We start from the raw sequence: 22,564 nt of genomic DNA, 5'->3' as shown, positions 1-22,564 counted from the left end.
TCAGCCCTTCCGGGTCGGTGGTGCGGGCGGCGGGAGGTCGAGCACAGCGCGGACGGCCGCTGCGAGGCGCCGGCGGTGGTCGGCGTCGATGAGCACGGTGCCGTCGGCGGACGGGCCGGTCAGGGCGCGGCGGAACAGGGCCGTGGGCAGGTCGACGACGCAGGTGGTGACGATCTCCACCGCGTACCGGTCGCGGCGGTCCCAGAGCAGCTCGGCCAGGCGGATCAGGATCTGCACCAGCCGGGCGTCGAGCCCGTGCAGGGCGTCGGCGTCGGCCTCCGGCAGCTCCGGGCCGAGCAGCTGCTCGCGCCGGACGGTGAAGAGCATGCGGGCCGCCGCCGGGTGCTGCTCGGCGAAGATCGCCGGCGCAGTCGCGGCGGCGACCACCGCCTCGCGGGCCCCACCCGGCCGGGCCTCGTCGATGAGCTCGGTCTGCAACCGCAGGAAGGCCTCCGCCGCCCGCAGCCAGGCCCGGGCGAGCAGCGTGTTGAGCGAGCCGAACGCGTGGTAGATGGTGCCGTTGGGCACGTCCGCCGCGGCGGCCAGGCCGCGCACCGTGACACCGCCGGCGCCCAGCTCGGCGGCGAGGCGTTCGGCGGTGTCGAGCAGGTGGTCCAGGTCGTGGACGCGGCGGCGGGGCACCCGGCAGTTATATCAGAGCAGCCGCTCCAATAAGTCAGCCGTGGGTGACGTCGAGCGGTTCGGCGTCGCGCGGCACGACGATCAGCGTCACGACAGCCAGGACCGCGGCCAGGGCGGCCAGCACCGCGAGCGCGGGTCGCAGCCCGCCCACCGCCGCGCCGATGCCCGCGATCAGCAGCGGGCAGAAGAATTCGCCGATGAACAGAGCGCCGGTCCACAGTCCGGTCCCCCGGCCGCGCTGCTCGAAGCTCAGCCGGTTGATCGCCCAGGTGAGCAGCGTGGGCAGCAGCAGGCCGGTGCCGGCCCCGGTGAGCACCGCACCGAGGGTGATCAGCGGGACCGAACCGGTGGCCGCGACGACCAGCAGCCCGGCGGCGGAGACCGCGAAAGCGACCGGCAGCAGCCGCCGCGGGCTCTGCCCGGACAGCCGGGCGAAGGCCAGCGAGCCGGCCGCGGTCGCCACGGACATCAGTGCGCTGAGCGCCCCGATGGTGGCGGTGGAGGCGACGCCGGCGTCGTCGAGCACGAAGGACAGTTGCACGATCAGCGCGTAGAAGATGATGCCGCCGACCAGCGTGACCAGGCACGGCACCAGCAGGTCGCGCCACGGCACGCTCGGCAGCCGCCGGCCCGCGGCAGCCGCGCCCGCCGGTGCCCGCTCGGGCTGCCACAGCATCCGGGCCATCGGGTACGCGAGCAGCACAGCCACCAAGTACAGCCAGAACGGGGTACGCCAGCCCGCCGCCCCGAGCGCACCGCCGACGCCCAGGAACACCGCAGCGGACACCGACGCCATCAGAGTTTGCAGGCCGAGGTACCGGCTGCGCCGCGAGCCGGACCAGTAATCGGCGATCAGGGTGGTGCAGCACGTCATGATCGCCGCTTCGCAGAGTCCGACGAGGACCCGGCTGCCGATGATGGCGCCCAGCGACTCCAGGTAGAGCGGGGCCGTCCCGAAGACCGAGTAGAGGACCATCGCGACGATGAGCAGCCGCTTGCGGTCGACGGCGTCGGCCACGAAGCCGGCGAAGGGCGCGGCGAGACCGATGAACAGCGCCGGTACGGTCAGCACGATCGGCACCAGCACCTCGGAGCCCGCGACCCCGGCGAAGTGGTCGGTCATCTGCGGCAGCACGGGCGCGATGAGCACGGCGCCCAGCACCGACAGGCAGCTGCCCGCGAGCAGCAGGGCGAGCTGGGCCGGGCCGGCCCGGCGGGGGCCGGTCTGCGGGGTGCCCGCCCCCGTCGGCGCGGGCAGGATGGTCTCGGACATGCGGGTGCCTCTCCCTGTGACGACGACGGCGGATGTGCCGCGGGTCACATCCAGTGCGCTGACTATGGGTGGGCAGCCGTCACCGGGGGAAGAGCGAACCGTGGATAGCGGCCATCAGCCCCGTGGATGGTCCGGGGCGCCGGCCGCGAGCAGCCGGCCCGCCTCGGCGAGCACCTCGCGCAGCCAGGCGTGGGCCGGGTCGGCGCGGTACATCGGGTGCCACCAGAACGCCTCGGCGAGCGGCACCACCTCGAACGGGCAGGGCAGGATGCGGACGGCGGCAAGCCCGGCGATGCGCCGGGCCAGGTGCTCCTGCAACAGCGCGACCCGGTCGGTGCCGGCGACCAGGAACGGCATCGGCAGGAAGCCGTCGACGACGACCGCCACCCGCGGCTCGACGCCGATCATGCGCAGCTGCTGGGCCGCCGGCGCGAAGGCGGTCGGCAGGTTGTAGAGCACCACCCAGGGCAGCTCGCCGAGCTGGGCCAGGGTCAGCCCGGCCCCGACGGCGTCGTTGTCCCGGGACACGATGCAGACCCAGCGGTCCTCGTACAGGTCGGTGAACGGGGTGTCGGCCAGGAAGCCGTGCGGCAGGACGATGCCGTCCACCGCGCGCAGCGTGTCGACCGCGTGGTCCACCGCGTACGGGGAGGTCTGCTGCAACCGCAGGCGGACGCCGGGCGCCCGCTCGGCCAGCAGCCGGGTCACGATCGGGCCCAGCACCGCCGCGGCGTAGTCCGACGTGACGATGGTGAACTCGCGCTCGACGGCGGAGGGGTCGAACTCGGCGCTGACGTCGAAGACCCGCCGGATGCCCGCCAGCGCCGGGGCGGTACGGGAGACGAGCTGGGTGGCCAGCGGGGTGAGCTCGTACCGGTTGCCGACCCGGTGCAGCAGGTCGTCACCGAAGTGCCGGCGCAGGCGGGCCAGGGCAGCACTGACCGCGGGCTGGCTCGAGCCCAGATGCTCGGCCGCCCGGGTCACGTTCCGCTCGCGCAGCAGCACGTCCAGCGTGACCAGCAGATTCAGGTCCAGATTGACCAGCACACGGTCGACGGCCATCGGGTCACCATAAACGCGGTGGATGGCGGGCATCAACGAATCGGTCTTCCTGATATCCAGGCCGCCCGCGACAGTGGTGTGAGTCACAAGCCGCGAAACCCGGGAGAAACCGCCATGGCCGCAGTCCGCAACGTGCTCGTCGTAGGCGGCGGTGCCGCCGGTACGGCGATCGCCATCCTGCTCGCCGAGGGCGGAGTCTCGGTCGACCTCATCGACGCCAAGCCGGCCGCCGACACCGCGGGCTCCGGCATCACGTTGCAGGGCAACGCCTTGCGGGTGCTGCGCCGGCTCGGTGTCTGGGCGGACGTGTCGGCCCACGGCTACTCGTTCGACACTCTCGGGCTGCGCGCCCCGGACCCGCACGGCACGCTCATCGCCGAGCTGGACGACATCCGTACCGGTGGCCCCGACCTGCCCGCCACCACCGGCATGTACCGGCCGGAGCTGGCCCGGATCCTGCTCGACCGGGCGGCGGCGGTGGGTGCCAAGATCCGGTTCGGGACCACCTGCACGACGTTCACCCAGGACGCGGACGGCGTCGACGTGACCTTCGCCGACGGCGGCACCGCCCGCTACGACCTGGTGGTGGGCGCCGACGGGATCCGCTCCCAGACGCGCCGGATGCTCGGCATCGACCTGACGACCACGCCCACCGGCATGGGCATCTGGCGGGCGTTCACCCCGCGGCCGGCGAGCGTGACGCGTACCGATCTCTACTACGGCGGCCCGTGCTACATCGCCGGCTACTGCCCCACCGGGCCGGCTTCGCTGTACGCGTACCTGGTCGAGGACGCCCGCGATCGCAGTGAGCTCAGCCCACCGGAGTCGCTGGCGGTGATGCGGGAGCTGTCGCAGGCGTACCACGGGCCGTGGGACGAAATCCGTGAGCAGCTCACCGACCCGGCCACCGTCAACTACACGTGGTTCTCCAGCCACGTGCTGAGCGCGCCGTGGCACCGCGGCCGGGTGGTGCTCATCGGCGACGCCGCCCACGCCTGCCCGCCCACCCTGGCCCAGGGTGCCGCCCAGGCCCTCGAGGACGCCGAGGTCCTCGCCGAGCTGCTGCTGGCCGCCGACGCACCGACCGACGCGATGTGGCAGGCCTTCACCGACCGGCGGATCCCGCGCGCCACCGCCGTCGTCGACGCCTCGCTGCAGCTGAGCCGGTGGCTGCTCGACCGGGAGCGCGGCGACGTCCCCGGCCTGATGGCCCGCATCTCCCACCTCGTCAGCGCACCGGCGTGACCCCCAAGGAGCCTCCGATGGACGAACGACTCATCACCCACCTGCGGCACGTCGACCTGGCCGTGCCCGACTACGACCGCCAGCTCGACTTCTACACCGGCACCTGGGGTCTGAGCCCGCAGACCACCGACGACGGCATCGCGTTCCTGGCCGCCGAGGGCTCCCCCGAGCAGTACTCGGTGCGGCTGCGCCGGGCGGCCGAGAAGCGCCTGGACCTGATCGCCTTCGGTGCCGCCTCGGACGCCGACGTCGACGCCCTCGCCGAACGGCTGGGCCGCGCCGGGGTCACGCTCGTGCAGGAGCCGGACAAGCTGCGCACACCCGGCGGCGGCTACGGCTTCCGCTTCTTCGACGTGGACGGCCGTACGGTCGAGGTGTCCTGCGACGTCGAGGTCCGCCGGCACCGCCGGGTCGAGGCCGGTGAGTCCATCCCGGTCAAGCTCTCGCACGTGGTGATCAACTCGCCTAATCCGGAGGCGACCGTCGCGTTCTACCAGCGGCACCTGGGCTTCGCGCTCTCCGACACCCTGCACTCGCCGCACATGGGCGAGGTCATGTGGTTCCTGCGCACCAACCGCTACCACCACAGCCTGGCCGTGGCGCGCGGCCCGCACACGTCGCTGCACCATGCGTCGTTCGAGCTGCGCGGCATCGACGAGTACATGCGCGGCACCGGCCGGCTGCTGCGCGCGGGCGTGGAGAAGGTCTGGGGGCCGGGCCGGCACATGGCGGGCAACAACACCTTCAGCTACTTCCTCGACCCGCACGGCAACACCGTCGAGTACACCACCGAGCTGGAACAACTCGACGAGGACACCTGGCACCCGCACCTCTACGACTTCTCCGACCCGATGGTCAGCGACCAGTGGGGCACGGCCAACCCGATGAGCGAGTTCGTCGCCCGGCAGTCGTTCAACGACCCCGACCGCGGCGTCTTCGTCGCTCCCCCGGTCTGATGCGGCTCGCGACCTTCCGGTACGCCGGTGAGCAGCGCACCGGCGTCGTGGCCGGAGACCGGGTCCACCCGTTCGCCCCGGCGCTGTCCATGCGGGACATCATCGGGCAGGGGCTGGACGCGGCTCTCGCCCTCGGCCACGAAGCGGTCGGCGCCTCGGCCGGCGTCCCGCTCGACGAGGTACGGCTGCTGGCGCCCCTGACCCCGGCCAGCCTGCGCGACTTCGTCGCCTTCGAGGAACACGTCGAGGGCGTACGGCGCAGCGTGGACGGCACCGGCGGCGTCCCCGAGGCCTGGTACGACGCCCCGACCTTCTACTTCACCAACCCGCACACGATCATCGGCCCCGACGACGACGTACCGTTCCCGGCCGCCTCGACGGCCCGCGACTTCGAGCTGGAAGTGGCGGTCGTGCTGGGCAGCGGCGGCACCGACCTGACCGTCGAGCAGGCGGCGGACACCGTCTTCGGCTACACCATCCTCAACGACTGGTCGGCCCGCGACCTCCAGAGCCGCGAGATGCGGGTCAACCTGGGACCGGCCAAGGGCAAGGACTTCGCCGGCACCCTCGGCCCGTGGATCGTCACCGCGGACGAGCTGGAACCGTACCGGGACAGCTGGGGCTTCCTCGAGCTCTGGTGCACCGCGACGGTCAACGGCGTCCAGGTGGGCCGCGACCTGCTGGCCAACATGGGCTGGACGTTCGAGACGATGATCGCCTACGCGTCCCGCGACAGCCGGGTGGTCGCCGGCGACGTGCTGGGCTCCGGCACCGTGGGCAACGGCGGCTGCCTGGCCGAGCTGTGGGGCCGCCGCGGGGAGCGGACACCGCCGCCGCTGCGCGACGGTGATGTGGTCACGCTGACCGTGGACGGCATCGGCAGCCTGGTCAACCGGGTCGCCACCGGGCGGAAGGCCGCCGCGCTGCCGGCCGTACGCCGCCGCGACCCGGCCCGCGCGCGCCTGTCCGAGGCCGGCCGGTGACCGTCGTGGTCACCGGCGCCGCCTCCGGCATCGGGGCCGCCGTGACAGCGTCGTTGCGCGACGGCGGCGCCGAGGTGGTCGCGCTGGACCAGCAGGCCGGTGACGGCGTACGGGCCTTCGACGTACGCGACGAGCAGGCCTGGGCCGCCCTGGCCACCGGGCTGCGCGCCGCCGGGCAACCCGTACGCGGGCTGGTGAACTGCGCCGGCACCACCTGGCGGGCCCGGCTCGGCGACGTGAGCGTGGCCGCGTTCGAGCGGGTGCAGGCGGTCAACGTCCTCGGACCTCTGCTGGCCATCCAGAGCTTGGCCACGCTGATGCCGGCAGGTGCGTCGATCGTCAACGTCGGCTCGCTGGCCGCCGTGCAGGGGCACTATCCGGTCGCGTACACGGCCAGCAAATGGTCGTTGCGCGGCGTGACGCACGCGGCCTGTCTGGAGCTCGGGCCGCGCGGGATCCGGGTGAACATCGTGCACCCCGGCTTCATCGAGACCCCGATGACGGCGTCGGCGGTCCCGGCGTTCCGGGACGCGGCGGTGGCCGGCACACCCCTCGGGCGCCCCGGGCAGGCCGCCGAGGTGGCCGCCGTCATCACCTTCCTGCTCAGCGACGCCGCGTCGTACGTGACCGGCGCCGAGATCCCCGTCGACGGGGGTGCCGGCTCGCATGGCGGCGCGAAACCCGTCTCGGACGCGTTGCGTCCCGCCTACCTGTCCCCCGACTCCTAGAAGGATCCGCGATGTTCGAATACTTCCCGGGCAACTACGTCTGGAATCTCGGCGTGGTCGCCACCCTGAACAGCGGCGGGCTCATCGACGAGGTGGACCGCGCCTGCCGGCCGATCCGGGACGCCGCCACCCGCGGCTCCGACGTGGGCACCGAGGACTTCATGGCGGCCTGGACCGCCGTCGTCGACGACCTCCAGGCGCAGGCGATCGACGACGAGAAGGCCGGGCACAAGCGCGCGGCCGGGCAGAAGTACCACCGGGCGACGAACTATCTGGTGCAGGCCGAGCGGATGCAGAGCGCCCGCTCGCCGCAGCGCCGAGCCGTCTATCAGCGCTGTCTCGACCTCATGCAGAAGACCTTCGACCTGCTGGACCCGGCGACCAGGCGGGTCGCCGTACCGTTCGAGGGCACTCACCTGCCGGCGTACTTCACCTCGGCGGGCCCCGGCGCGCCCTGCGTGATCATGTGGAACGGCCTGGACTCCACCAAGGAGCACATGTACGTCTCCGGCTTTCCCCGGGAGTTGGCCGCCCGGGGCATCTCCACGCTGATGGTCGACTGCCCGGGCAGCGGCGAGGCCCTGCGCTTCGGTGGCCTGACCGCCCGGGTCGAGAGCGAGGACTGGGCCGCCGCCTGCGTCGATCACCTCCTGGCCGGCGGCGAGGTGGACCCGGCCCGGATCGGGCTGGTCGGCTGGTCGCTGGGCGGCTACTTCGCCCCGCGGGCCGCCGCCTTCGAGAAGCGCCTGGCGCTGTGCGTGGCCTGGGGCGCCAACCACAACTGGGGCGCGGTGCAGAAGCGCCGGCTCGACCGCGAGGGTGAGAACCCGGTCCCGCACTACTGGGACCACGTGCTCTGGGTCTGGGGCGAGACCGACGTGCGGACGTTCATCAAGAAGGCCGAGGCCGTACACCTCGACGGGGTGGTCGAGCAGATCACCGTGCCGTTCCTGATCGCGCACGGGGAGAACGACCGGCAGATCCCCCTGGCCTACGCCCACCGGTCGTACGAGCAGGCGGTCAACAGCCCCCGCCGCGAGCTGCGCATCTTCACCCCCGCCGAAGGCGGCGCCGAGCACATCGGCCTGGACCACCTGCCGCACGTCAGCGTGTTCATCGCCGACTGGATCGCCGGGGAGTTCGCATGATCGACCGGACCGATCCCGAGGGGGCCATCGCCGCGGCGGCCAAGCGCTGCTCCAATTGGGGCCGCTGGGGGGCCGACGATGTGCGCGGCACCATGAACTTCCTGACCGACGCCAAGCGGGCCGCGGCGGCGGCGCTGATCCGGCGCGGCCGCTCGTTCTCGCTGTCGCAGCGCTTCGAGATGGACGGCCCGCAGAAGGGCTGGCGGCGCCGGACCAACCCGGTGCACACCATGTTGGACACCGGCACCGACGCGGCCGCCGGCATCCAGGGCTTCCCGCACGGGCTCGGCGGCGCCGACGACGTCATCGCCATGCCGCTGCAGTGCTCGACCCAGTGGGACGGGCTCGGGCACATCTTCGACCACGGGGTGGCCTGGAACGGCCGGCCCGCGGGCGAGGTGGTGACCAGCCTGGGCGACGCCGTCACCGGCATCGAGACGGTCGCCGACGTCATCGCCGGGCGCGCGGTGCTGCTGGACGTGGGCCGCGCGATCGGCACCGACGGCGAATTGCCCGACGGCTTCGCCATCACGCAGGAACACCTGGCCACGACCATCGACCGGCAGGGCCCGTCGGCGGCGGTCGGCCGCGGGGACATCGTGCTGGTGCGGACCGGCCGGCTCGCCCGGGCCCGCCGCGAGGGCTGGGGCGACTACGCCGGCGGCCCGTCCCCGGGCCTGTCGTTCACGACCGCGGACTGGCTGCACGACACGGAGATCGCGGCGGTCGCGACCGACACGTGGGGTTTCGAGGTACGCCCGAACGAGTTCGACGACGCGTTCCAGCCCCTGCACCAGGTGGCGATCCCGCACATCGGCCTGTTCCTGGGCGAGATGTGGGACCTGGACGAACTGGCGGCGGACTGCGCCACGGACGGCGTCTACGACTGCTGGCTGACCGCCGCACCCCTGCCGGTGACCGGCGCGGTGGGCGCCCCGGTCAACCCGATAGCGGTGAAGTAGGCGCTGGTCAGCCGAACCAGGTCAGGGCCTGGCCGTGGGAGCGGGTCCAGGCCAGCGGCTTGCCGTCGAGGGACAGCACGTTGTAGAGCGCGTCGTCCGGCGGGGCCGGCAGCCAGTCGTGGGCCAGGATGTCTTCGGCCTCGTTGGAAACCCAGTGTCCGGGCAGGGCCGTCACCAGCTCGGCGAACGCCCTCCGGCGCGGCTCCGGCACCTGGTAGAGCACCGAGGTGTGCAGCACCACGAGCGTCGCGCCGGCCGGGGCCCGGGCGGCCAGGGCCGCCAGGTCGTCGACCAGGTCGCCGCGGATCAGCAGCGGCGGGTCGGCGGCGGCGACAGCGGCGGCTTCCCGCAGCCGGGTACGGCGGTGCTCGTGCTCGGGCCAGATCAGGGCGTCGAGCCAGGCGACGTCCGCCGGGTCGGTGACGTCCAGCGGGTTCAGGTCGAGGCCCGCACGCCACACCACCTGCGGGAGCGTGTCCGGGCGGACGAGCCCGGTCGCGGCGCATTCGAGGAGCGGCGTTCCGGTGCCGACGGTGTGGTCGCCGTAGCGGTAGGCGTACCGGTCCGGATAGAGACACAGCCCGGCCGAAGCACCGACCTCGATCAACGCCAGGGGCTGCGGCAGCGCCGCCAGGACCGGCAGCAGGACGGCGCACCGGCCGGGCTCGTTGGTCTGCGTGGCCCGGGTACGCATCCGCGGCTCGATCGCCGGCCAGTTCGCCCGCGCCCAGGCCCGGAACTCGTCCGGCTCCCGCACCGGCCCGCCGAGCGAGCGCACCACCCCGAACAGCAGGTTCGGCTGCTGCTTCTCCGGTGGCAGCGTGCCGATGAGGGCCAGCAGCCCGGCGTCGGCGGCGACCGCGTACGAGAGGCGTTCGTAGGTGGGCGAGATCCCGTGGGCCTCGCGAGCGGCGAACTCGGCGTACCTGTCGGCGATGGTCATGCTGTCCTGTCTACCGCTGCTTGACCTCCGTCAGCACAGGCTTGATGTCGAGGACCGGCGTCCCGTCGAGCGCTTCGAGGGCGGCGACCGTGACCACCCCCGCCGTGACCTCGGCAACGGTCACCTCGTGCAGGCCGATCGGATTCGGCCGGTCCTGCGACCGCGTGCTGAACACGCCCGTCTCGGCGCGTTCGGGATCGTCGCGGGGGCGTACCCGCAGCGTCGCGCGGTCGGCCCGGTCCAACCAGGTCAGCACGACGATCCGATCGCCGGCACGCAGGTCGGCCGCAGCCGGGGCTGCCTCGGGAGTCAACTCGATCCGCGCTTGCGGTGCGCCCTCGTCGGGCTGGCGCGGCGCCTCGCGCGGGTCGGTGAGCGGGGACCGCACCACCCCGATCGGCACCACGACGATGTCCGGCATCCCTACCTCCCGTGCGGCGGCGAACCCCGAGCCTACGACCCAGGCGGCACCGGCCATCAGCAACCGACCGCGCGGCGCCGGTCAGGAGTCCTGGCTGATCGCGAAGGCGATGAGTGCGATCAGGACGAGCGGGATCGCCAGCCCGATGACGGCCATCGGCCGCTGCAGCAGCCGCGGGCCGGGGTTCATCGGCGGCCGGCTCGGCCCGTACGGGTTGGGCTGCGGCGCGCCGAGGTGGGCCACCTGGCCCCGCTTGACCAGGTTGATCAGCACCGTGATCGGCGTGATGATCAGCGACGCCCAGCCGTACCAGCCCTGGACCAGGGTGCGGGCGGTCATCGCGCGGAACGTGGCCAGTCCGCAGTCGCGGCAGAACGGGCCGGGCTGGCTCAGGAACCGCATCACGATGACGAAGCCCTGGTGACCGCGGAAGGTCACCGGCGCGGCCGGCACGCTGCCGCACATCCGGCAGGCGACGACCAGAAACTGGCCCTGGCCAGGGACGGCCTGGGCCGGGGCGGCGGCGGACTGCTGCTGGGGGTGGGACACGGCTCTCCTCGGGAACTCCGACGACGGCGGGGCCGCGTCAGGTTACTGAGTGATCGCCGTGTCCGCTGCCCCGTCCCCGGCTACCGGAATGCGGGCCAGTGCTCCGGCCTTCAAGCCCGGGGTGAAGGCCGACGCTGGGAGGGCCGCCAGGGCCCGAGCGGTGCCTAACCTCGCGCCTGTTCGATCTGCTCGGCCACCGGTACCGGCACGATGGCGGCGATGCGCCGGCCGTGATTGGTCACGTAGATGATCCGGCCGCGCACGGTGACGCTGTTGAGAGTGCCTGCGAGCGCCAGCCTCAGTTCGCGGACGCTGATCTCATTCGGGGTGTCGGCCATGACGACATGGTAACCCTTGTGTACTCTTCCGCTTGTGCAGCTCCGATACAACTATCGCGTCTACCCGACGCCCGGCCAGCAGATCGAGCTGGCGAAGGCGTTCGGGTGTGCGCGGGTGGTGTTCAACGACGGGCTGCGTCTGCGTCAGCAGGCACGCGAGGCGGGCCGGAAGTACGTCTCGGATGGCGAGCTGTCGCGCCGGATCATCACCGAGGCGAAGGCGACCCCGGAGCGGGCGTGGCTGGGCGAGGTGTCGGCCGTGGTGTTGCAGCAGGCACTGGCGGATCTCAACACCGCGTACCGCAACTTCTTCGCCTCGGTCACGGGCAAGCGCAAGGGCCCCAAAGTGGCCCCGCCGCGGTGCCGCTCCCGAAAGGACAACCGGCAGGCGATCCGGTTCACCAGAAACGCTCGATTCAAGGTGCTGGACAACGGCCGGCTAAGGCTGCCGAAGATCGGCGACGTACCGGTCCGCTGGTCGAGGGAGCTGCCGTCCGAGGCCAGCTCGGTCACGGTGATCCGGGACGCGGCGGGACGGTACTTCGCGTCGTTGGTCGTGCAAACCGGCGAGGGCGAGAAGTTACCGCCGGTCGAGTCCGAGATCGGGATCGATCTGGGCTTGACCCGCTTCGCGGTCATGTCCGACGGCACGAAGGTGGCCGCGCCGAAATTCCTGCGCCGGGCCGACCGCCAGCTCAAGCGCCTGCAACAGGATCTCTCCCGCAAGCAAAGGGGCAGCAACCGCCGCAAGAAGGCCGTCGTCAAGGTCGCTCGCGCGCACGCGCGGGTGGCTGACACCCGGCGGGACTGGCAGCACAAGCTCTCGACACGGATCATCCGCGACAACCAAGCGGTGTACGTCGAGGACCTGTGCGTTGTCGGTCTCGGCCGGACCCGGCTCGCCAAGTCCGTGCACGACGCCAGCTGGGCGTCGTTCACGAGCATGGTGGAGTACAAGGCCGCCCGGTACGGGCGCACGTTCGCCCGGGTGGACCGTTTCTTCCCGTCCACCCGGATGTGCTCGGACTGCGGGCGGATCAACGACAAGATGGCCCTGGACGTTCGGTCGTGGACCTGCCCATGCGGGTCGGCCCACGACCGGGACGTTAACGCGGCCATGAACGTGCTCGCGGCGGGACGCGCCGAGAGCCTAAACGACCGTGGAGCGCGGATCAGACCACTAGCGATGGTGGCACCGCGCGGCGAAGCGGTAATCCGCTCGGACGCCGCGTGTTCCATACGCAGCGTGGAGGGATACTCCGTCCTTCAACTTTAGGGCGGAGAGATCGTCAATCGAGGATGAAGGTGGCGTCCGCGCGGTCGGTTGCGGTCGGGACGGCCTGTACGTAGATCAGGTTGTCGTAGTGGCGCAGGTACCGGCCGGGGAAGTTGACCGACTCGAACGACACGGTCCCGCTGCCGGTCAGGCCCGGTCGCCGGGTGAAGCTGGCGTCGGAGCGGAAGGCCGCCGTGCCGTCGTCGCGGCGTACCCAGCCCTCGAAGTTGCTGTGCCGCAGGTAGTAGCCCGGGAAGTTGGTGGACTCCAGGGACACCGTCCCGCCGCCGGCCAGGCCCGGGACCAGGCGGAACTGGGAGTCGGCGAGCGGCTTGACCGCGGCCTCGGTGCGCGCCCGGTACTCCCAGTGGCGGACGAAGCGGTCCGGGTAGTTGGCCGACTTCAGGCGTACCGGGGTGGCGCCGTCCGGCACCGGGATGCCGAAGTCCGGGGTGCCGTCGGCGTTCCAGTAGAGCTTCTGCACCCGGGTACGGCGGTTCGGGTCCTTGAGCGGGTCGCCGTTGATCGTCGGGTAGTTGCGGTCGTGGTAGACGAGGATGTCGCTCTGGCCGTCCTCCGAGATGGTGAAGGAGTTGTGGCCCGGGCCGTACTGGCCGGTGCCGGCGTTGCTGACGAAGACCGGGTCGGGGGTCTTGGTCCAGGACGACGCACTGAGCAGGTTGCTGGTGGCGGAGGCGGTCAGCAGCCCCAGGCAGTAGTTGGCGTCGGTCGCGCTGGCCGAGTACGTCAGGAACACCCGGCCGTTGCGCTGGATCACCGCGGGTCCCTCGTTCACCTCGACCCCGCCCCGGCGTTCCCAGGCCAGCGTCGGCACCGCGATCCGCGTCGGGGTGCCGGTGATGGTCCACGGGTTGCTCATCCGGGCGATGTAGAGGTTGGAATTGGTGTCGATGCCGGGCTCCGCTTGCGCCCAGACCAGATAGCGCACGCCGTTGGTGACGAAGGTCGAGGCGTCCAGCGCGAAGGTCTCCCAGGACGTACGGATCTGACCCTTCTCGGCCCAGGAGGCAGTAAGGGGGTTGGCGCCGGTGCCTTCCAGCACGTACATCCGGATGGCCCAGATGTCGTTGGTCGCGCCGGCGGCGAAGTAGACGTACCACTTGCCGTCGATGAAGTGGATCTCCGGGGCCCAGATGTGCGCGCCCATGATGCCGCTGGTGTGCCGGCGCCAGATCACCGTCTCTGGCGCGGTGGACAGGCCCTGGATGGTGGTGGCCCGGCGCAGCACGATGCGGTCGTACTCGGGCACCGTCGCGGTGAAGTAGTAGTAGCCGTCGGTGTGCTTGACGATGTGGGCGTCGGCCCGCTGGTTGACCAGCGGATTGGTGTACTGCACCGCGGGTGAGGCGGCCGCGGGAGTGGCGCCCGTCAACGTCGCCGCGACGAGACTGAGGATCGCGGCGACGGCGATCAGGGCTGGGCGCCACCGGCCGCGCCGGGCGGGGGGACTCGCGGAGACGGTCATGCGGGCCAGTGTTAACGGTCACAACAACCGGGTCAAGAGCCGACCGCGGCGACGAAGGCATCGGCGGTCGTCGACACCGGACGGTCGCTCACCTGACCGTCACCCACCTCGATGACCCGCCACACCCCGTCGGCGCGCAACGCGAGGTCCACCGTCACGAACGGCAGCCCCAGCCCCGCGACCACCGGGGTGACCGCGGCCAGGTCGAGCCCGTCCGGCGGCAGCTCGTCCGGGCTGTCCGGATGGGCGCTGACCAGCCGGCACTCCCCGCGCACCCACCAGGTACGAACCTCCGCCCCGGTGAACTCCTCGAACCGGCGCAGCACGAACCCCCCGGTGAACTCGTCACCACGCAGCTCCCGCAACCGGCTCGCCACCCGCCAGGCCGCCGCGGCGTCCGCGAGCTCCGGGACGTAGACCGCCTCGTCCCAGTAGTGCTTCATCGATTTGGTCCAGTCCCGCAGCACCGCCGGCCCCGCGCCGAGCCCGGCCCGGGCCACGTCGAAGGCAGCGCGATCAGCACCGGTTGTCCACGTGGTGTCCGGAGTGAAGCCGGCCAGCTGACCGGCCCAGCCCGGCAGCTCGTGGGCGCGGCGGTACTGCTCGGGATCGGTCCGCAGCGTCACACCACGTCCGGCCAGGGCGTCGGCCATCGCCGCGTACCGGTCGGCCCCCAGCATCCAACCCCGGTAGACGGCGCCGTCACCGGCGGGCACGCGGGCCACCGCGGCGTCCGCCGCGCCCGCGGCCAGCCCGTCGTGATCGACCAGCGCGACCGTCCACCCGGCCTCGCGGGCGGCCGCGGCCTCGGGCGCGAAGTGCTCGTCGGGCCGGCGCGGTCGCAGCACATCAGCGGGAATCAGCATCATCACCGCACCATGGTGACCGGTGCCGTCCGTACTAGCGCGGAGGCTCGGCCCAGCGGCGTTCGATGGTCACCGTCGTGCCGGTCGCCGTCGAGGTGACCCGCACGTCGCCGTACGCGTTCATCAGCAGCGCCCCGCGGCCGCGGTCGCGGGCCGGTGGCCGTTCCCGCCAGCCGCCGAAGTCCTGCACCACCACCCGGACCAGCCCGTCCGCGACCTGGAGCCGCACCTCGACCTCGGGGCGGCTGGGCCGCTGGGCGTGCTCGACGGCGTTGTTGACCGCCTCGGTCGCCGCCACCTGCAGGTCGTCGAGCAGGTCGGGATCGATCCGGTCGCCGGACAGCGCCGCGCGCAGATCGCGTCGCATCGCCGCGGCGGCCGGCGGCGCCAGCGGATAGACCCAGGTGGCGTCGACCTCCGGCAGCTCGGCGACGGCGGCCGGCACCACCGGTCCCCGCCGGCGCACGGCGACGACCGCGACGTCGTCCCGCAACGGCTCGGCGACACCGGCCAGGACCGCTTCGACGACCGTGGCCGCCGGGGCGCCGTTCGCGTACGAGACGCCGGCGCGTTGCAGCAGCCGCTCCGGGCCCTCCGTGGCGACCAGCCCGTCGGTGAACAGCACCAGCTGCGCACCGGGCGGCAGGGAGTCCTCGTTCTGCTCGTAGGTCGCCGCGGCGGCGCCGAGCGGCGGTCCCACCGTGCCGGTCAGCAGCCGGGTGTCCTCGCCCGGGGCGCTGCGCACCGGCGCGGGATGACCCGCGCTGCACCAGGAGAGCTCGCCGGTGGCCGGCTTCAACCGGGCCACGAGCAGACTGGCCGAGAACGGCGTGCCCAGGCGGGACAGCAGCCGCGCGACGCGGGTCAGGACGGGTGCGGGGGCCGGGTCCTCGACCGCGTACGCGCGGACCGCGTTGCGGACCTGCCCGCTGGTCACCGCCGCGCCCAGCCCGTGCCCGGCCACGTCACCGATGCTGAGCACCAGGTCGCCGCCGGGCAGCGCGACGACGTCGTACCAGTTGCCGCCGGCCTCGCCGGTGGCCGGGCGGTACTGCGCCTGCAGGTCCCAGCCCTCCGGCGCGGGCAGGCTCTCCGGCAGCAGGCTCTGTTGCAGGGTGAGGGTGAGCTGCCGTTCGTGTTCGAGCTGCCAGGTGCTCTGCGCCAGCGAGGCCAGCATGGTGGCCATCGAGTCGAGCAGGGCCCGGCCGTCATCGGCCGGTGGGCCGGCGGCGCCGACCCGTACGGCGATGCTGCCGAGCCGCCTCCCGTCGGCCCCTTGGAGGACCGCGGTCAGCGTGCGGGTGTCGGCGACGGCGTCCGCGATGCCCGCCGGCGGCGCGGTGAAGCGCAACGGGGGGTGGTGCTCGTCGCCGTCCAGCTCGGTCACCGCCCGTACGCCGCCCAGCAGTGCGCGGGCCTGCTCGGTGGCGGCCTGGAACGCCTCCTCCAGCGCCCGGCCGGAGGCGATCACCGCGGCGGTGTCGGCGAGGACCCGCAGCTGCCGGGTGTGGGTGCCGCGCAGCCGGGCGAGCCGCAGAGTGGTGCGGACCCGGGCGATCAGCTCGGCGGCGGTGAACGGCTTCACGACATAGTCGTCCGCGCCGACCTGCAGGCCCTCGACGCCGGCCTCCTGACCGGCGCGGGCGGACAGCATCACGACCGGCAACGCCTCGGTGGCCGGCTCCCGGCGCAGCGCCCGGACCAGGCCGAAGCCGTCCAGCCTGGGCATCATCACGTCGGTCAGCAGCAGGTCGGGCGGGTTGCGGGCGATCGTCTCCAGCGCGGCCTGCCCGTCCGCGACCGTGTCGACCTGCCAGCCCTGCGCGCCGAGCAGCCGTACGAGATAGGCCCGCATGTCGCTGTTGTCGTCGGCCACCAGGATCCGGGCCGCGGACAGCTCCTCCGCCGGGCCGGCGGGCGCGGCGGGCGGCGCCTCGGCGCCGGCGTCGTCGTCGAGCCAGCCGGTGACCTCGCGGACCGCCGCCTCGGCAGTGGAGAACGCCGGCGTGGCCGCGCGCTCCGCGACCGGCTCGACCGCGGTCCACGGCAGGGCCACCGTGAAGGTGGTGCCCTCCCCCGGCGTGCTCTCGGCCTGCACGTCGCCGCCCTGCAGCCGGCTCAGCTCGCGGACCATCGCCAGGCCGATGCCGGTGCCCTCGTGGCTGCGCGAGCGCACACCCTGGACCCGGTGGAACCGGTCGAACAGCCGCGGCAGCTCCGCGGCATCGATGCCGATGCCGGTATCCGTGACCCGCAGCCGGATCCGCTCGTCGTCCGCCGCCAGCGTCACCCGGATCTCGCCGACGAAGGTGAACTTGAGGGCGTTGGAGATCAGGTTGGTGACGATCTTCTCCCAGTTGCCCGGGTCGACGGCGACCGGCCGGGGCAGCGGCGGGCAGTCCACGACCAGGCGCAGCCCGGCGCGTTCCACGGCGGACCGGAAGACCCCGGCGAGCTCCGCGGTCCAGGTGGCCAGGTCGAGCGAGCGGGGCGCGTGCCCGGCCCGGCCGGCCTCCAGGCTGGAGAACGTCAGCAGATCGTTGACCAGGCCCAGCAGCCGGTTGGCGTTGCGCCAGGCGGTGTCCACCCGCTCGCGCTGCCCGGCCGGAAGCGGCTCCTGCCGGTCGGCCAGGGCGTCGGCGAGCGGGCCGAGCATCAGCGTCAGCGGGGTGCGGAACTCGTGGCTGACGTTGGTGAAGAAGCCGGTCTTGACCCGGTCGAGCTCGGCCAGCGCCTCCGCGCGCTCCCGTTCCTGCTGGTACGCCTGGGCGTTGCGGACCGCGACGGCGACCTGCTGGGCGAGCAGCTGCAGGAAGGAGCGGTAGGTCTCGTCGAGGCCGCGGCTGGGGCTGATCCCGGTGAGGATGACCCCGACGGGCTGCTCACGGTCGGCCGACGGCAAGGGCTGGGCGACGGCGGCCCGGACCGGGTCGCCCCAGGGACCACCGGTCACGGCGACCCGCTTCACCACGTCGTCGGTCCGGGCGGTGCGGCCCGCGGCGGCGGCCCGCAGGCCCCAGGGATCGTCGCCTTCCGGGTACGCGGAATCAGCGGTCGCCTCCGCCAGGCTCAGTGACCCGGGCAGCGCCGCCTGCACCGGACCGTTGTCCGCGTCGGCACCGACGCACGCCGCCAGCCGCAGCATCCGTCCGTCCCGCAGATAGATCGCGGCGAACGGCACATCCAGCGGCTGCTCGCCGATCACCGCCGACAGCCGGGCGCAGGTCTCGGCGACGTCCACGGGATCCGTGCCGGCCGGCAGCGACAGGTCCCGCAGCAGGCGCAGCCGCCGCTCCCCGACGATCTGGTCGGTGACCTCGCTGCAGACGGTGAGCACCCCCATGGTGGTGCCGTCGTCGTCGCGGGCCGGGGCGTGCGAGACGCTGAAGTACGCCTCCTCGCGGTAACCGGCCCGGTCCAGCACCAGCTGCAGGGCCGGCACCCAGCTGGCCACGCCGGTGGCCATCGCGTCGAGGATGAGCGGCTCCAGCACGTTCCAGCTGTCGGCCAGGGTGACCCGCACGTCGCCGCCGAGCGCGGCGGGGTGCTGGTCGCCGATCAGCGCGGAGTACGCGTCGTTGTAGAGCTGGGTGAACCGCGGGCCCCACAGCAGCAGCATGGGATAGCGCGAGGACAACACGATGCGTACGGCGGCACGCAGGCTCTGCGGCCACCCGCCGACCGGACCGAGATCCGTGGCGGCCCAGTCCAGCCCGGCCATGAGCCGTCCGGCGGTGCCCCCGTCGGCGAACAGGTCATCCGGCGACATCAGTACCGATCACCGGTCATGCGCGAGCCTCACCTCCGGCCGGCGCGGCCGACCCCGTTGACGTTGACCAGTGTCCTTTACCCCGTCGGTCGACTTTCGCACACGCCCGTCGGGCCCGCGCCACGGAGGTGGGCCGCGACGCTCGTATCACCCGCGCGGGCTCCCCACCCGCGGCGCTAGGTTCGGAGGATGAGAACCCTCGGGGAGGCGGCGCTGCCGCGCAGCGGGCCGGCCGCACAGGGCGTCGACGCGTCCGGGATCGACCGGTTCGTCACCGCGGTCGCCGCGCTCAGCGGCGCGGAACTGCACAGCCTGATGGTGCTGCGGCACGGGCACGTGGTCGCGGAACACTGGTGGCCGCCGTACGAGCCGGGCAGGCCGCGGCTGGCCTACTCGGTGAGCAAGAGCTTCACGTCGACCGCGCTCGGCTTCGCGGTCGACGAGGGCCGGGTGGACCTGGACGCGACCGTGCTGTCGTACTTCCCGGAGCTCGACGCGGAGGTGACCGACGAGCGGTCCCGCGCGATCCTGGTCCGGCACGTGGCGGCGATGGCTAGCGGGCACGACGGCGACGCCTTCGAGCGGGCCCGGACGGCCGGCGACGGCGACATGCTGCGCGGCTTCCTGCTCACCCCGCCGGAGCACGAGCCGGGGACGGTGTTCGCGTACAACCAGCCGTGCACCCACGCGCTGTCGGCGATCATCCAGCGGGTCAGCGGGGAGTCGCTGACGGCGTACCTGCGGCCCCGGCTGTTCGAGCCGCTGGGCATCACGCGGACGGGCTGGACGCGCGACCCGCAAGGACGCGAGATCGGCTTCTCGGGTCTGCACCTGCCGACCGAGGCGATCGCCAAGCTGGGCCAGCTGTACCTGCGCAACGGTGTCTGGGCGGACCGGCAGCTGCTGAGCCCGCAGTGGGTCGAGGAAGCGACCCGCGCGCACATCACGACCGGCATCCCCGAGACGGACTGGGACCAGGGGTACGGCTTCCAGTTCTGGCGCAGCCGGCACGGCTACCGCGGCGACGGCGCGTACGGGCAGTTCATGCTGGTCCTGCCCGAGGCGGACGCGGTTGTGGCGATCACGTCGCAGAGCCTGGACGCTCCGGGCGTGCTGGAAGCCGTATGGACGCACCTGCTGCCCGCGCTGACTGCGGACGCACCGCCCGACCGGGTCTGGACGCCTCAGCCCGTACCCCTGCCCGGCCCGGCAGCCGACGGGCCGCAGCCTGACCGCACGCCGTTGACCTTGCGACCGGGGACGGGGAATCAGCTTCCCGGCCTGCACACTGTCCGGGTGGTCACCGGGCCCGACGAGATCCGGCTGCTGGAAGGCGACTCCGAACTGGCCGCCGCCCTGGGCGCGCCGGGCGCATGGACCACCACGGGCCCGCTGGCCACCGCATCCGTCTGGGCCGGCGGGCAGCTGCACGTCGACGTGATCTTCGTGGAGACGCCGCACCGCCTGCACCTGCGGCTCGACCCGGCGGCCGGGACGTTCGAGGCCCGCTGGGAGACCTCGCCGCTCGGCGACCCACCGCTGTCCGAACTACGCGTGCCCCGCTGACCGGCGCACAGCCGCATTCAGCCAGTCGGCCAGCGCGGCGAAGTCGGCATCCGTCAGGCCGGTGCGCGGATCGACCCGGTGCAGCAGCGCCGGCCCGGGATGGCAGGCCGCCACCCAGCGGCGGTCCCGGTCGGTGACCTCGTCGTCGACCCAGACGAACGGCCGCCCGGCCGCCCACCGGACCAGCCCGGCGGTCTTCCAGTGCCGGCCGCCCACCGGCTCGTCGTCGCTGTCGGGCCAGGTGACGACGGGCAGGCCGGACAGGCCGAGCCGTGGCGCGATCACCTCGTTGGCGTGCTCGCCCCACGTCGTGGCCCAGACCAGTTCGCCGGGCAACGCGAGCAGCTTCGGCCCGTCCGCCGGGTCCAGGCGGCACAGCAGCGGGTGGGCGCCGGGCTCGGGATCCGCGGCCGGGTAGCGGCGGCCCAAGCCACCGAACGGGATCAGCGGCCCGTCGACATCGAGGAAGACGATCGGACGGTCGGCAGCGGCAGGCATCGCCGGCATTGTACGAACGCCACGTCCTAATGCCGCCAGACTCGGCGCGGGGTGATCGCGCAGGGTTGGCGGCATGACGAACCGACTTGACGGCAAGGTGGCGCTGGTGACCGGCGGCGGGCGGGGCATCGGCGCCGCGACGGCGGTGCGGCTGGCTCGGGACGGTGCCGATGTCGCACTGACCTATCTGCGGGACAAGCAGCGGGCCGAGGAAGTGGCGCACGAGATCACGATGCTGGGGCGGCGGGCGATCGCCGTACCGGCCGACAGCGCCGACCCCGCGGCCGTGGTGGCCGCCGTCGACCGGGCCGCCGCCGAGCTCGGCCGGCTCGACATCCTGGTCAACAATGCCGGCGCCTTCCTGCTCGGGCCGGTGGAACAGCTCGGCCTGGCCGACTTCGAGCAGAGCGTCGCGGTCAACGTCCGGGCGCCGTTCGTCGCCGCGCAGGCGGCGCTGCGGCACCTGACCGGCGGCGGGCGGATCATCTCCATCGGCAGCAACGTGGCCGAGCGGGCCGTCTTCCCCGGCTTCAGCCTGTACGCGCTGAGCAAGACCGCGCTGACCGGCCTGACCAAGGCCCTGGCGCGGGAACTGGGCCCGCGGGCGATCACCGTCAACCTGGTCAACCCCGGCCCGACGGACACGGACCTGAACCCGGCCGACGGCCCGAACGCCGAGGCGATCAACGCCCTGACGGCGCTGGGCCACTACGCGGAACCGGCGGACGTGGCCGCGGCCGTGGCGTTCCTGGCCGGCCCGGACGGACGCTACGTCACAGGCGCGACGATCAACGTGGACGGCGGCTTCACGGTCTGACTGACGGCCGGCGGCGATCCGGGCGCACAGCGATGGTGATCAATGGCTACTAATCGTAGCCTCTCGATACCATCCTGTGACCGTGGAGGTCGCCATGCACGTTCCCCTGATTGTCGCGTTGCTGCTGGCCGGACCGGTGACCCCGGCCCCGGCAGCCGCGCTCGTCCTGCCGACACTGGCCGTCGGTGCCACCACCTCCAGCGCCGACACCGTCGGCAGTGGCAACACCTGCGCCGGGTTCCTCGACGAGCGTGCGCATCTCGGGCCGCAGCTCACCGTCCGCCGGGTCTTCACCTCGGCCGCCGCCCTGCCGCCCGCCGATGCCCTCAGCTGTCAGCAGACCTACGGCGCGACGCTCTGGTACTCGTTCAAGACGACCTGCACGCCGGTCGCCGTCGCCGCCGGCACCTGTGACGGGGAGATCCAGGCGATCGCCGCGGCGATGCCGGCGGGGAGCTATCTGACGTACTACCACGAGCCGGAGGACGACATGACCGGCGTGCAGTTCGTGGCCGCGTTCACCCGGGTGTACCAGCAGAGCAAGGCGGTCAACGCGGCCGTCAACGTGGTGCCGGTGCACATGGCGTACCAGTGGCGGTCGGGCTCGGCGTTCGTGACCAACAACGGCACCGGCGGGGACCGGGAGGTGCGGGACTGGGTCGTGCCGGTCGCTTACGCCGACGCGTACGGGATCGATCTGTACTGGCAGGCCAGCACCCGCGGCAGCGAGCCGGACGACCCGGTCAGCGTCGGCAGCGACCCGCGGATGCTGCGCTGGTACGGCGCTTTCGGCGCCCTCGGCCGCCCGCTGACGCTCACCGAGTGGGGCATCGACGACGACCAGGGCGTCCGCGCGTCGCGGGGACCGGCGATCCGCGCCTCCCGCACCTGGCTGGCGTCGCACGGGTTCCAGGTCGTCTTGTACTGGCAGCACGACAACTGGTATCTGGGCACGTCGGTCGTGCCGGCCGGTGGTTACGCCGACCCGGACGGCGTCGCCGCGTACCAGGAGCTGGTGGCCGCGGCGACGCCGTGA

Annotated in this window: 21 protein-coding genes; 10 read left to right on the top strand and 11 right to left on the bottom strand. The window is 72.8% G+C overall.

Features of this window, described 5'->3' with window-relative positions:
- From ACQP2Y_RS20545 to ACQP2Y_RS20535, 3 genes are all read right to left on the bottom strand, one after another.
- Window positions 1–642 carry a TetR/AcrR family transcriptional regulator gene (locus ACQP2Y_RS20545; RefSeq protein WP_433730607.1) on the bottom strand — a complete coding sequence of 214 codons (642 nt, stop codon included), beginning with the start codon at window positions 640–642 and terminating at the stop codon, window positions 1–3.
- A gap of 34 nt (window positions 643–676) precedes the next feature.
- A complete protein-coding gene (locus tag ACQP2Y_RS20540; protein ID WP_433730605.1) occupies window positions 677–1,915 on the bottom strand; it encodes an MFS transporter in 1,239 nt (412 codons plus the stop codon).
- A 114-nt stretch (window positions 1,916–2,029) separates the two neighbouring features.
- Window positions 2,030–2,977, bottom strand: a complete 948-nt coding sequence (locus ACQP2Y_RS20535) for a LysR family transcriptional regulator (protein WP_360827277.1) — start codon at window positions 2,975–2,977, stop codon at window positions 2,030–2,032.
- 114 nt (window positions 2,978–3,091) lie between these two features.
- Here ACQP2Y_RS20535 and ACQP2Y_RS20530 point away from each other — a divergent pair, with 114 nt between their 5' ends.
- Genes ACQP2Y_RS20530 through ACQP2Y_RS20505 form a run of 6 tightly spaced genes read left to right on the top strand, consistent with a single transcriptional unit; the run spans window position 3,092 to window position 8,999 of the window.
- A complete protein-coding gene (locus tag ACQP2Y_RS20530) occupies window positions 3,092–4,222 on the top strand; it encodes an FAD-dependent monooxygenase (protein ID WP_433730603.1) in 1,131 nt (376 codons plus the stop codon).
- A 17-nt stretch (window positions 4,223–4,239) separates the two neighbouring features.
- Window positions 4,240–5,178, top strand: a complete 939-nt coding sequence (locus ACQP2Y_RS20525; protein WP_433730601.1) for a VOC family protein — start codon at window positions 4,240–4,242, stop codon at window positions 5,176–5,178.
- Window positions 5,178–6,161, top strand: a complete 984-nt coding sequence (locus ACQP2Y_RS20520; protein ID WP_433730599.1) for a fumarylacetoacetate hydrolase family protein — start codon at window positions 5,178–5,180, stop codon at window positions 6,159–6,161. Before ACQP2Y_RS20525 ends, ACQP2Y_RS20520 begins: the two co-directional genes overlap by 1 nt.
- A complete protein-coding gene (locus ACQP2Y_RS20515; RefSeq protein ID WP_433730597.1) occupies window positions 6,158–6,889 on the top strand; it encodes an SDR family NAD(P)-dependent oxidoreductase in 732 nt (243 codons plus the stop codon). Before ACQP2Y_RS20520 ends, ACQP2Y_RS20515 begins: the two co-directional genes overlap by 4 nt.
- An 11-nt stretch (window positions 6,890–6,900) precedes the next feature.
- On the top strand, window positions 6,901–8,037 hold the full coding sequence (locus tag ACQP2Y_RS20510; RefSeq protein WP_433730595.1) for an alpha/beta hydrolase family protein: 1,137 nt from the start codon (window positions 6,901–6,903) through the stop codon (window positions 8,035–8,037).
- Complete coding sequence (locus tag ACQP2Y_RS20505; protein WP_433730593.1) at window positions 8,034–8,999, top strand: cyclase family protein; 966 nt, start codon at window positions 8,034–8,036, stop codon at window positions 8,997–8,999. The genes ACQP2Y_RS20510 and ACQP2Y_RS20505 overlap by 4 nt, the downstream gene beginning before the upstream one ends.
- A gap of 7 nt (window positions 9,000–9,006) precedes the next feature.
- On the opposite strand, the gene ACQP2Y_RS20500 is transcribed toward ACQP2Y_RS20505, so the two are convergent.
- The 4 genes from ACQP2Y_RS20500 to ACQP2Y_RS20485 form a co-directional block, all read right to left on the bottom strand.
- Window positions 9,007–9,942 carry a DUF2332 domain-containing protein gene (locus tag ACQP2Y_RS20500; RefSeq protein WP_433730591.1) on the bottom strand — a complete coding sequence of 312 codons (936 nt, stop codon included), beginning with the start codon at window positions 9,940–9,942 and terminating at the stop codon, window positions 9,007–9,009.
- Between the two features lie 10 nt (window positions 9,943–9,952).
- Entirely contained in the window at window positions 9,953–10,363 is a 411-nt protein-coding gene (gene tsaA / locus ACQP2Y_RS20495) for a tRNA (N6-threonylcarbamoyladenosine(37)-N6)-methyltransferase TrmO (RefSeq protein ID WP_433730589.1), read from the bottom strand.
- Window positions 10,364–10,444: 81 nt separating this feature from the next.
- On the bottom strand, window positions 10,445–10,912 hold the full coding sequence (locus tag ACQP2Y_RS20490) for a hypothetical protein (RefSeq protein WP_433730587.1): 468 nt from the start codon (window positions 10,910–10,912) through the stop codon (window positions 10,445–10,447).
- 164 nt (window positions 10,913–11,076) lie between these two features.
- A complete protein-coding gene (locus ACQP2Y_RS20485) occupies window positions 11,077–11,250 on the bottom strand; it encodes a hypothetical protein (RefSeq protein ID WP_433730585.1) in 174 nt (57 codons plus the stop codon).
- Between the two features lie 34 nt (window positions 11,251–11,284).
- Between ACQP2Y_RS20485 and ACQP2Y_RS20480 the strand changes: the two genes are divergently transcribed.
- The gene (locus ACQP2Y_RS20480) at window positions 11,285–12,526 is read left to right on the top strand and encodes an RNA-guided endonuclease InsQ/TnpB family protein (RefSeq protein WP_433730583.1); all 1,242 of its coding nucleotides are present in this window, start codon (window positions 11,285–11,287) and stop codon (window positions 12,524–12,526) included.
- Between the two features lie 13 nt (window positions 12,527–12,539).
- Here the strand turns inward: ACQP2Y_RS20480 and ACQP2Y_RS20475 are convergent, their stop codons facing one another.
- The 3 genes from ACQP2Y_RS20475 to ACQP2Y_RS20465 are packed head-to-tail and all read right to left on the bottom strand — an operon-like array spanning window position 12,540 to window position 18,647.
- Complete coding sequence (locus tag ACQP2Y_RS20475) at window positions 12,540–14,012, bottom strand: family 43 glycosylhydrolase (RefSeq protein WP_433730581.1); 1,473 nt, start codon at window positions 14,010–14,012, stop codon at window positions 12,540–12,542.
- Window positions 14,013–14,044: 32 nt separating this feature from the next.
- Window positions 14,045–14,881 (bottom strand): ATP-grasp domain-containing protein, encoded by an 837-nt coding sequence (locus ACQP2Y_RS20470; RefSeq protein WP_433730579.1) that lies wholly within the window; start codon window positions 14,879–14,881, stop codon window positions 14,045–14,047.
- Between the two features lie 31 nt (window positions 14,882–14,912).
- The gene (locus ACQP2Y_RS20465) at window positions 14,913–18,647 is read right to left on the bottom strand and encodes a SpoIIE family protein phosphatase (protein ID WP_433730577.1); all 3,735 of its coding nucleotides are present in this window, start codon (window positions 18,645–18,647) and stop codon (window positions 14,913–14,915) included.
- A gap of 189 nt (window positions 18,648–18,836) precedes the next feature.
- On the opposite strand from ACQP2Y_RS20465, the gene ACQP2Y_RS20460 reads away from it, so the two are divergent.
- Window positions 18,837–20,213 carry a serine hydrolase domain-containing protein gene (locus ACQP2Y_RS20460; protein WP_433730575.1) on the top strand — a complete coding sequence of 459 codons (1,377 nt, stop codon included), beginning with the start codon at window positions 18,837–18,839 and terminating at the stop codon, window positions 20,211–20,213.
- Here ACQP2Y_RS20460 and ACQP2Y_RS20455 read toward each other — a convergent pair.
- Window positions 20,196–20,711, bottom strand: coding sequence for an HAD domain-containing protein (locus tag ACQP2Y_RS20455; protein ID WP_433730573.1), 516 nt, complete (start codon window positions 20,709–20,711; stop codon window positions 20,196–20,198). The two genes, ACQP2Y_RS20460 and ACQP2Y_RS20455, sit on opposite strands and share 18 nt — an antisense overlap.
- A gap of 73 nt (window positions 20,712–20,784) precedes the next feature.
- Here ACQP2Y_RS20455 and ACQP2Y_RS20450 point away from each other — a divergent pair, with 73 nt between their 5' ends.
- Both ACQP2Y_RS20450 and ACQP2Y_RS20445 read left to right on the top strand, forming a co-directional pair.
- Window positions 20,785–21,528 (top strand): SDR family NAD(P)-dependent oxidoreductase, encoded by a 744-nt coding sequence (locus ACQP2Y_RS20450; RefSeq protein WP_433730571.1) that lies wholly within the window; start codon window positions 20,785–20,787, stop codon window positions 21,526–21,528.
- Between the two features lie 94 nt (window positions 21,529–21,622).
- Window positions 21,623–22,564: a hypothetical protein gene (locus tag ACQP2Y_RS20445; protein WP_433730569.1), complete on the top strand. Its 942-nt coding sequence runs from the start codon at window positions 21,623–21,625 to the stop codon at window positions 22,562–22,564.

This window comes from Actinoplanes sp. CA-051413, from assembly GCF_050955795.1.
Classification (GTDB): Bacteria; Actinomycetota; Actinomycetes; order Mycobacteriales; family Micromonosporaceae; genus Actinoplanes.
Note: the sequence above shows the minus strand (reverse complement) of the source record. Positions and strands in the feature narration are given on the sequence as shown.

What these genes read in the sequence shown, in the direction of transcription:
- ACQP2Y_RS20530 (WP_433730603.1), top strand. Translation starts at nt 3,092, where the DNA reads ATGGCCGCAGTCCGCAACGTGCTCGTCGTAGGCGGCGGTGCCGCCGGT.
- ACQP2Y_RS20445 (WP_433730569.1), top strand. Translation starts at nt 21,623, where the DNA reads ATGCACGTTCCCCTGATTGTCGCGTTGCTGCTGGCCGGACCGGTGACC.
- ACQP2Y_RS20535 (WP_360827277.1), bottom strand. Translation starts at nt 2,977, where the DNA reads ATGGCCGTCGACCGTGTGCTGGTCAATCTGGACCTGAATCTGCTGGTC.
- ACQP2Y_RS20525 (WP_433730601.1), top strand. Translation starts at nt 4,240, where the DNA reads ATGGACGAACGACTCATCACCCACCTGCGGCACGTCGACCTGGCCGTG.
- ACQP2Y_RS20465 (WP_433730577.1), bottom strand. Translation starts at nt 18,647, where the DNA reads ATGTCGCCGGATGACCTGTTCGCCGACGGGGGCACCGCCGGACGGCTC.
- tsaA (WP_433730589.1), bottom strand. Translation starts at nt 10,363, where the DNA reads ATGCCGGACATCGTCGTGGTGCCGATCGGGGTGGTGCGGTCCCCGCTC.
- ACQP2Y_RS20485 (WP_433730585.1), bottom strand. Translation starts at nt 11,250, where the DNA reads ATGGCCGACACCCCGAATGAGATCAGCGTCCGCGAACTGAGGCTGGCG.
- ACQP2Y_RS20540 (WP_433730605.1), bottom strand. Translation starts at nt 1,915, where the DNA reads ATGTCCGAGACCATCCTGCCCGCGCCGACGGGGGCGGGCACCCCGCAG.
- ACQP2Y_RS20500 (WP_433730591.1), bottom strand. Translation starts at nt 9,942, where the DNA reads ATGACCATCGCCGACAGGTACGCCGAGTTCGCCGCTCGCGAGGCCCAC.
- ACQP2Y_RS20520 (WP_433730599.1), top strand. Translation starts at nt 5,178, where the DNA reads ATGCGGCTCGCGACCTTCCGGTACGCCGGTGAGCAGCGCACCGGCGTC.
- ACQP2Y_RS20510 (WP_433730595.1), top strand. Translation starts at nt 6,901, where the DNA reads ATGTTCGAATACTTCCCGGGCAACTACGTCTGGAATCTCGGCGTGGTC.
- ACQP2Y_RS20450 (WP_433730571.1), top strand. Translation starts at nt 20,785, where the DNA reads ATGACGAACCGACTTGACGGCAAGGTGGCGCTGGTGACCGGCGGCGGG.
- ACQP2Y_RS20505 (WP_433730593.1), top strand. Translation starts at nt 8,034, where the DNA reads ATGATCGACCGGACCGATCCCGAGGGGGCCATCGCCGCGGCGGCCAAG.
- ACQP2Y_RS20455 (WP_433730573.1), bottom strand. Translation starts at nt 20,711, where the DNA reads ATGCCTGCCGCTGCCGACCGTCCGATCGTCTTCCTCGATGTCGACGGG.
- ACQP2Y_RS20460 (WP_433730575.1), top strand. Translation starts at nt 18,837, where the DNA reads ATGAGAACCCTCGGGGAGGCGGCGCTGCCGCGCAGCGGGCCGGCCGCA.
- ACQP2Y_RS20475 (WP_433730581.1), bottom strand. Translation starts at nt 14,012, where the DNA reads ATGACCGTCTCCGCGAGTCCCCCCGCCCGGCGCGGCCGGTGGCGCCCA.
- ACQP2Y_RS20470 (WP_433730579.1), bottom strand. Translation starts at nt 14,881, where the DNA reads ATGATGCTGATTCCCGCTGATGTGCTGCGACCGCGCCGGCCCGACGAG.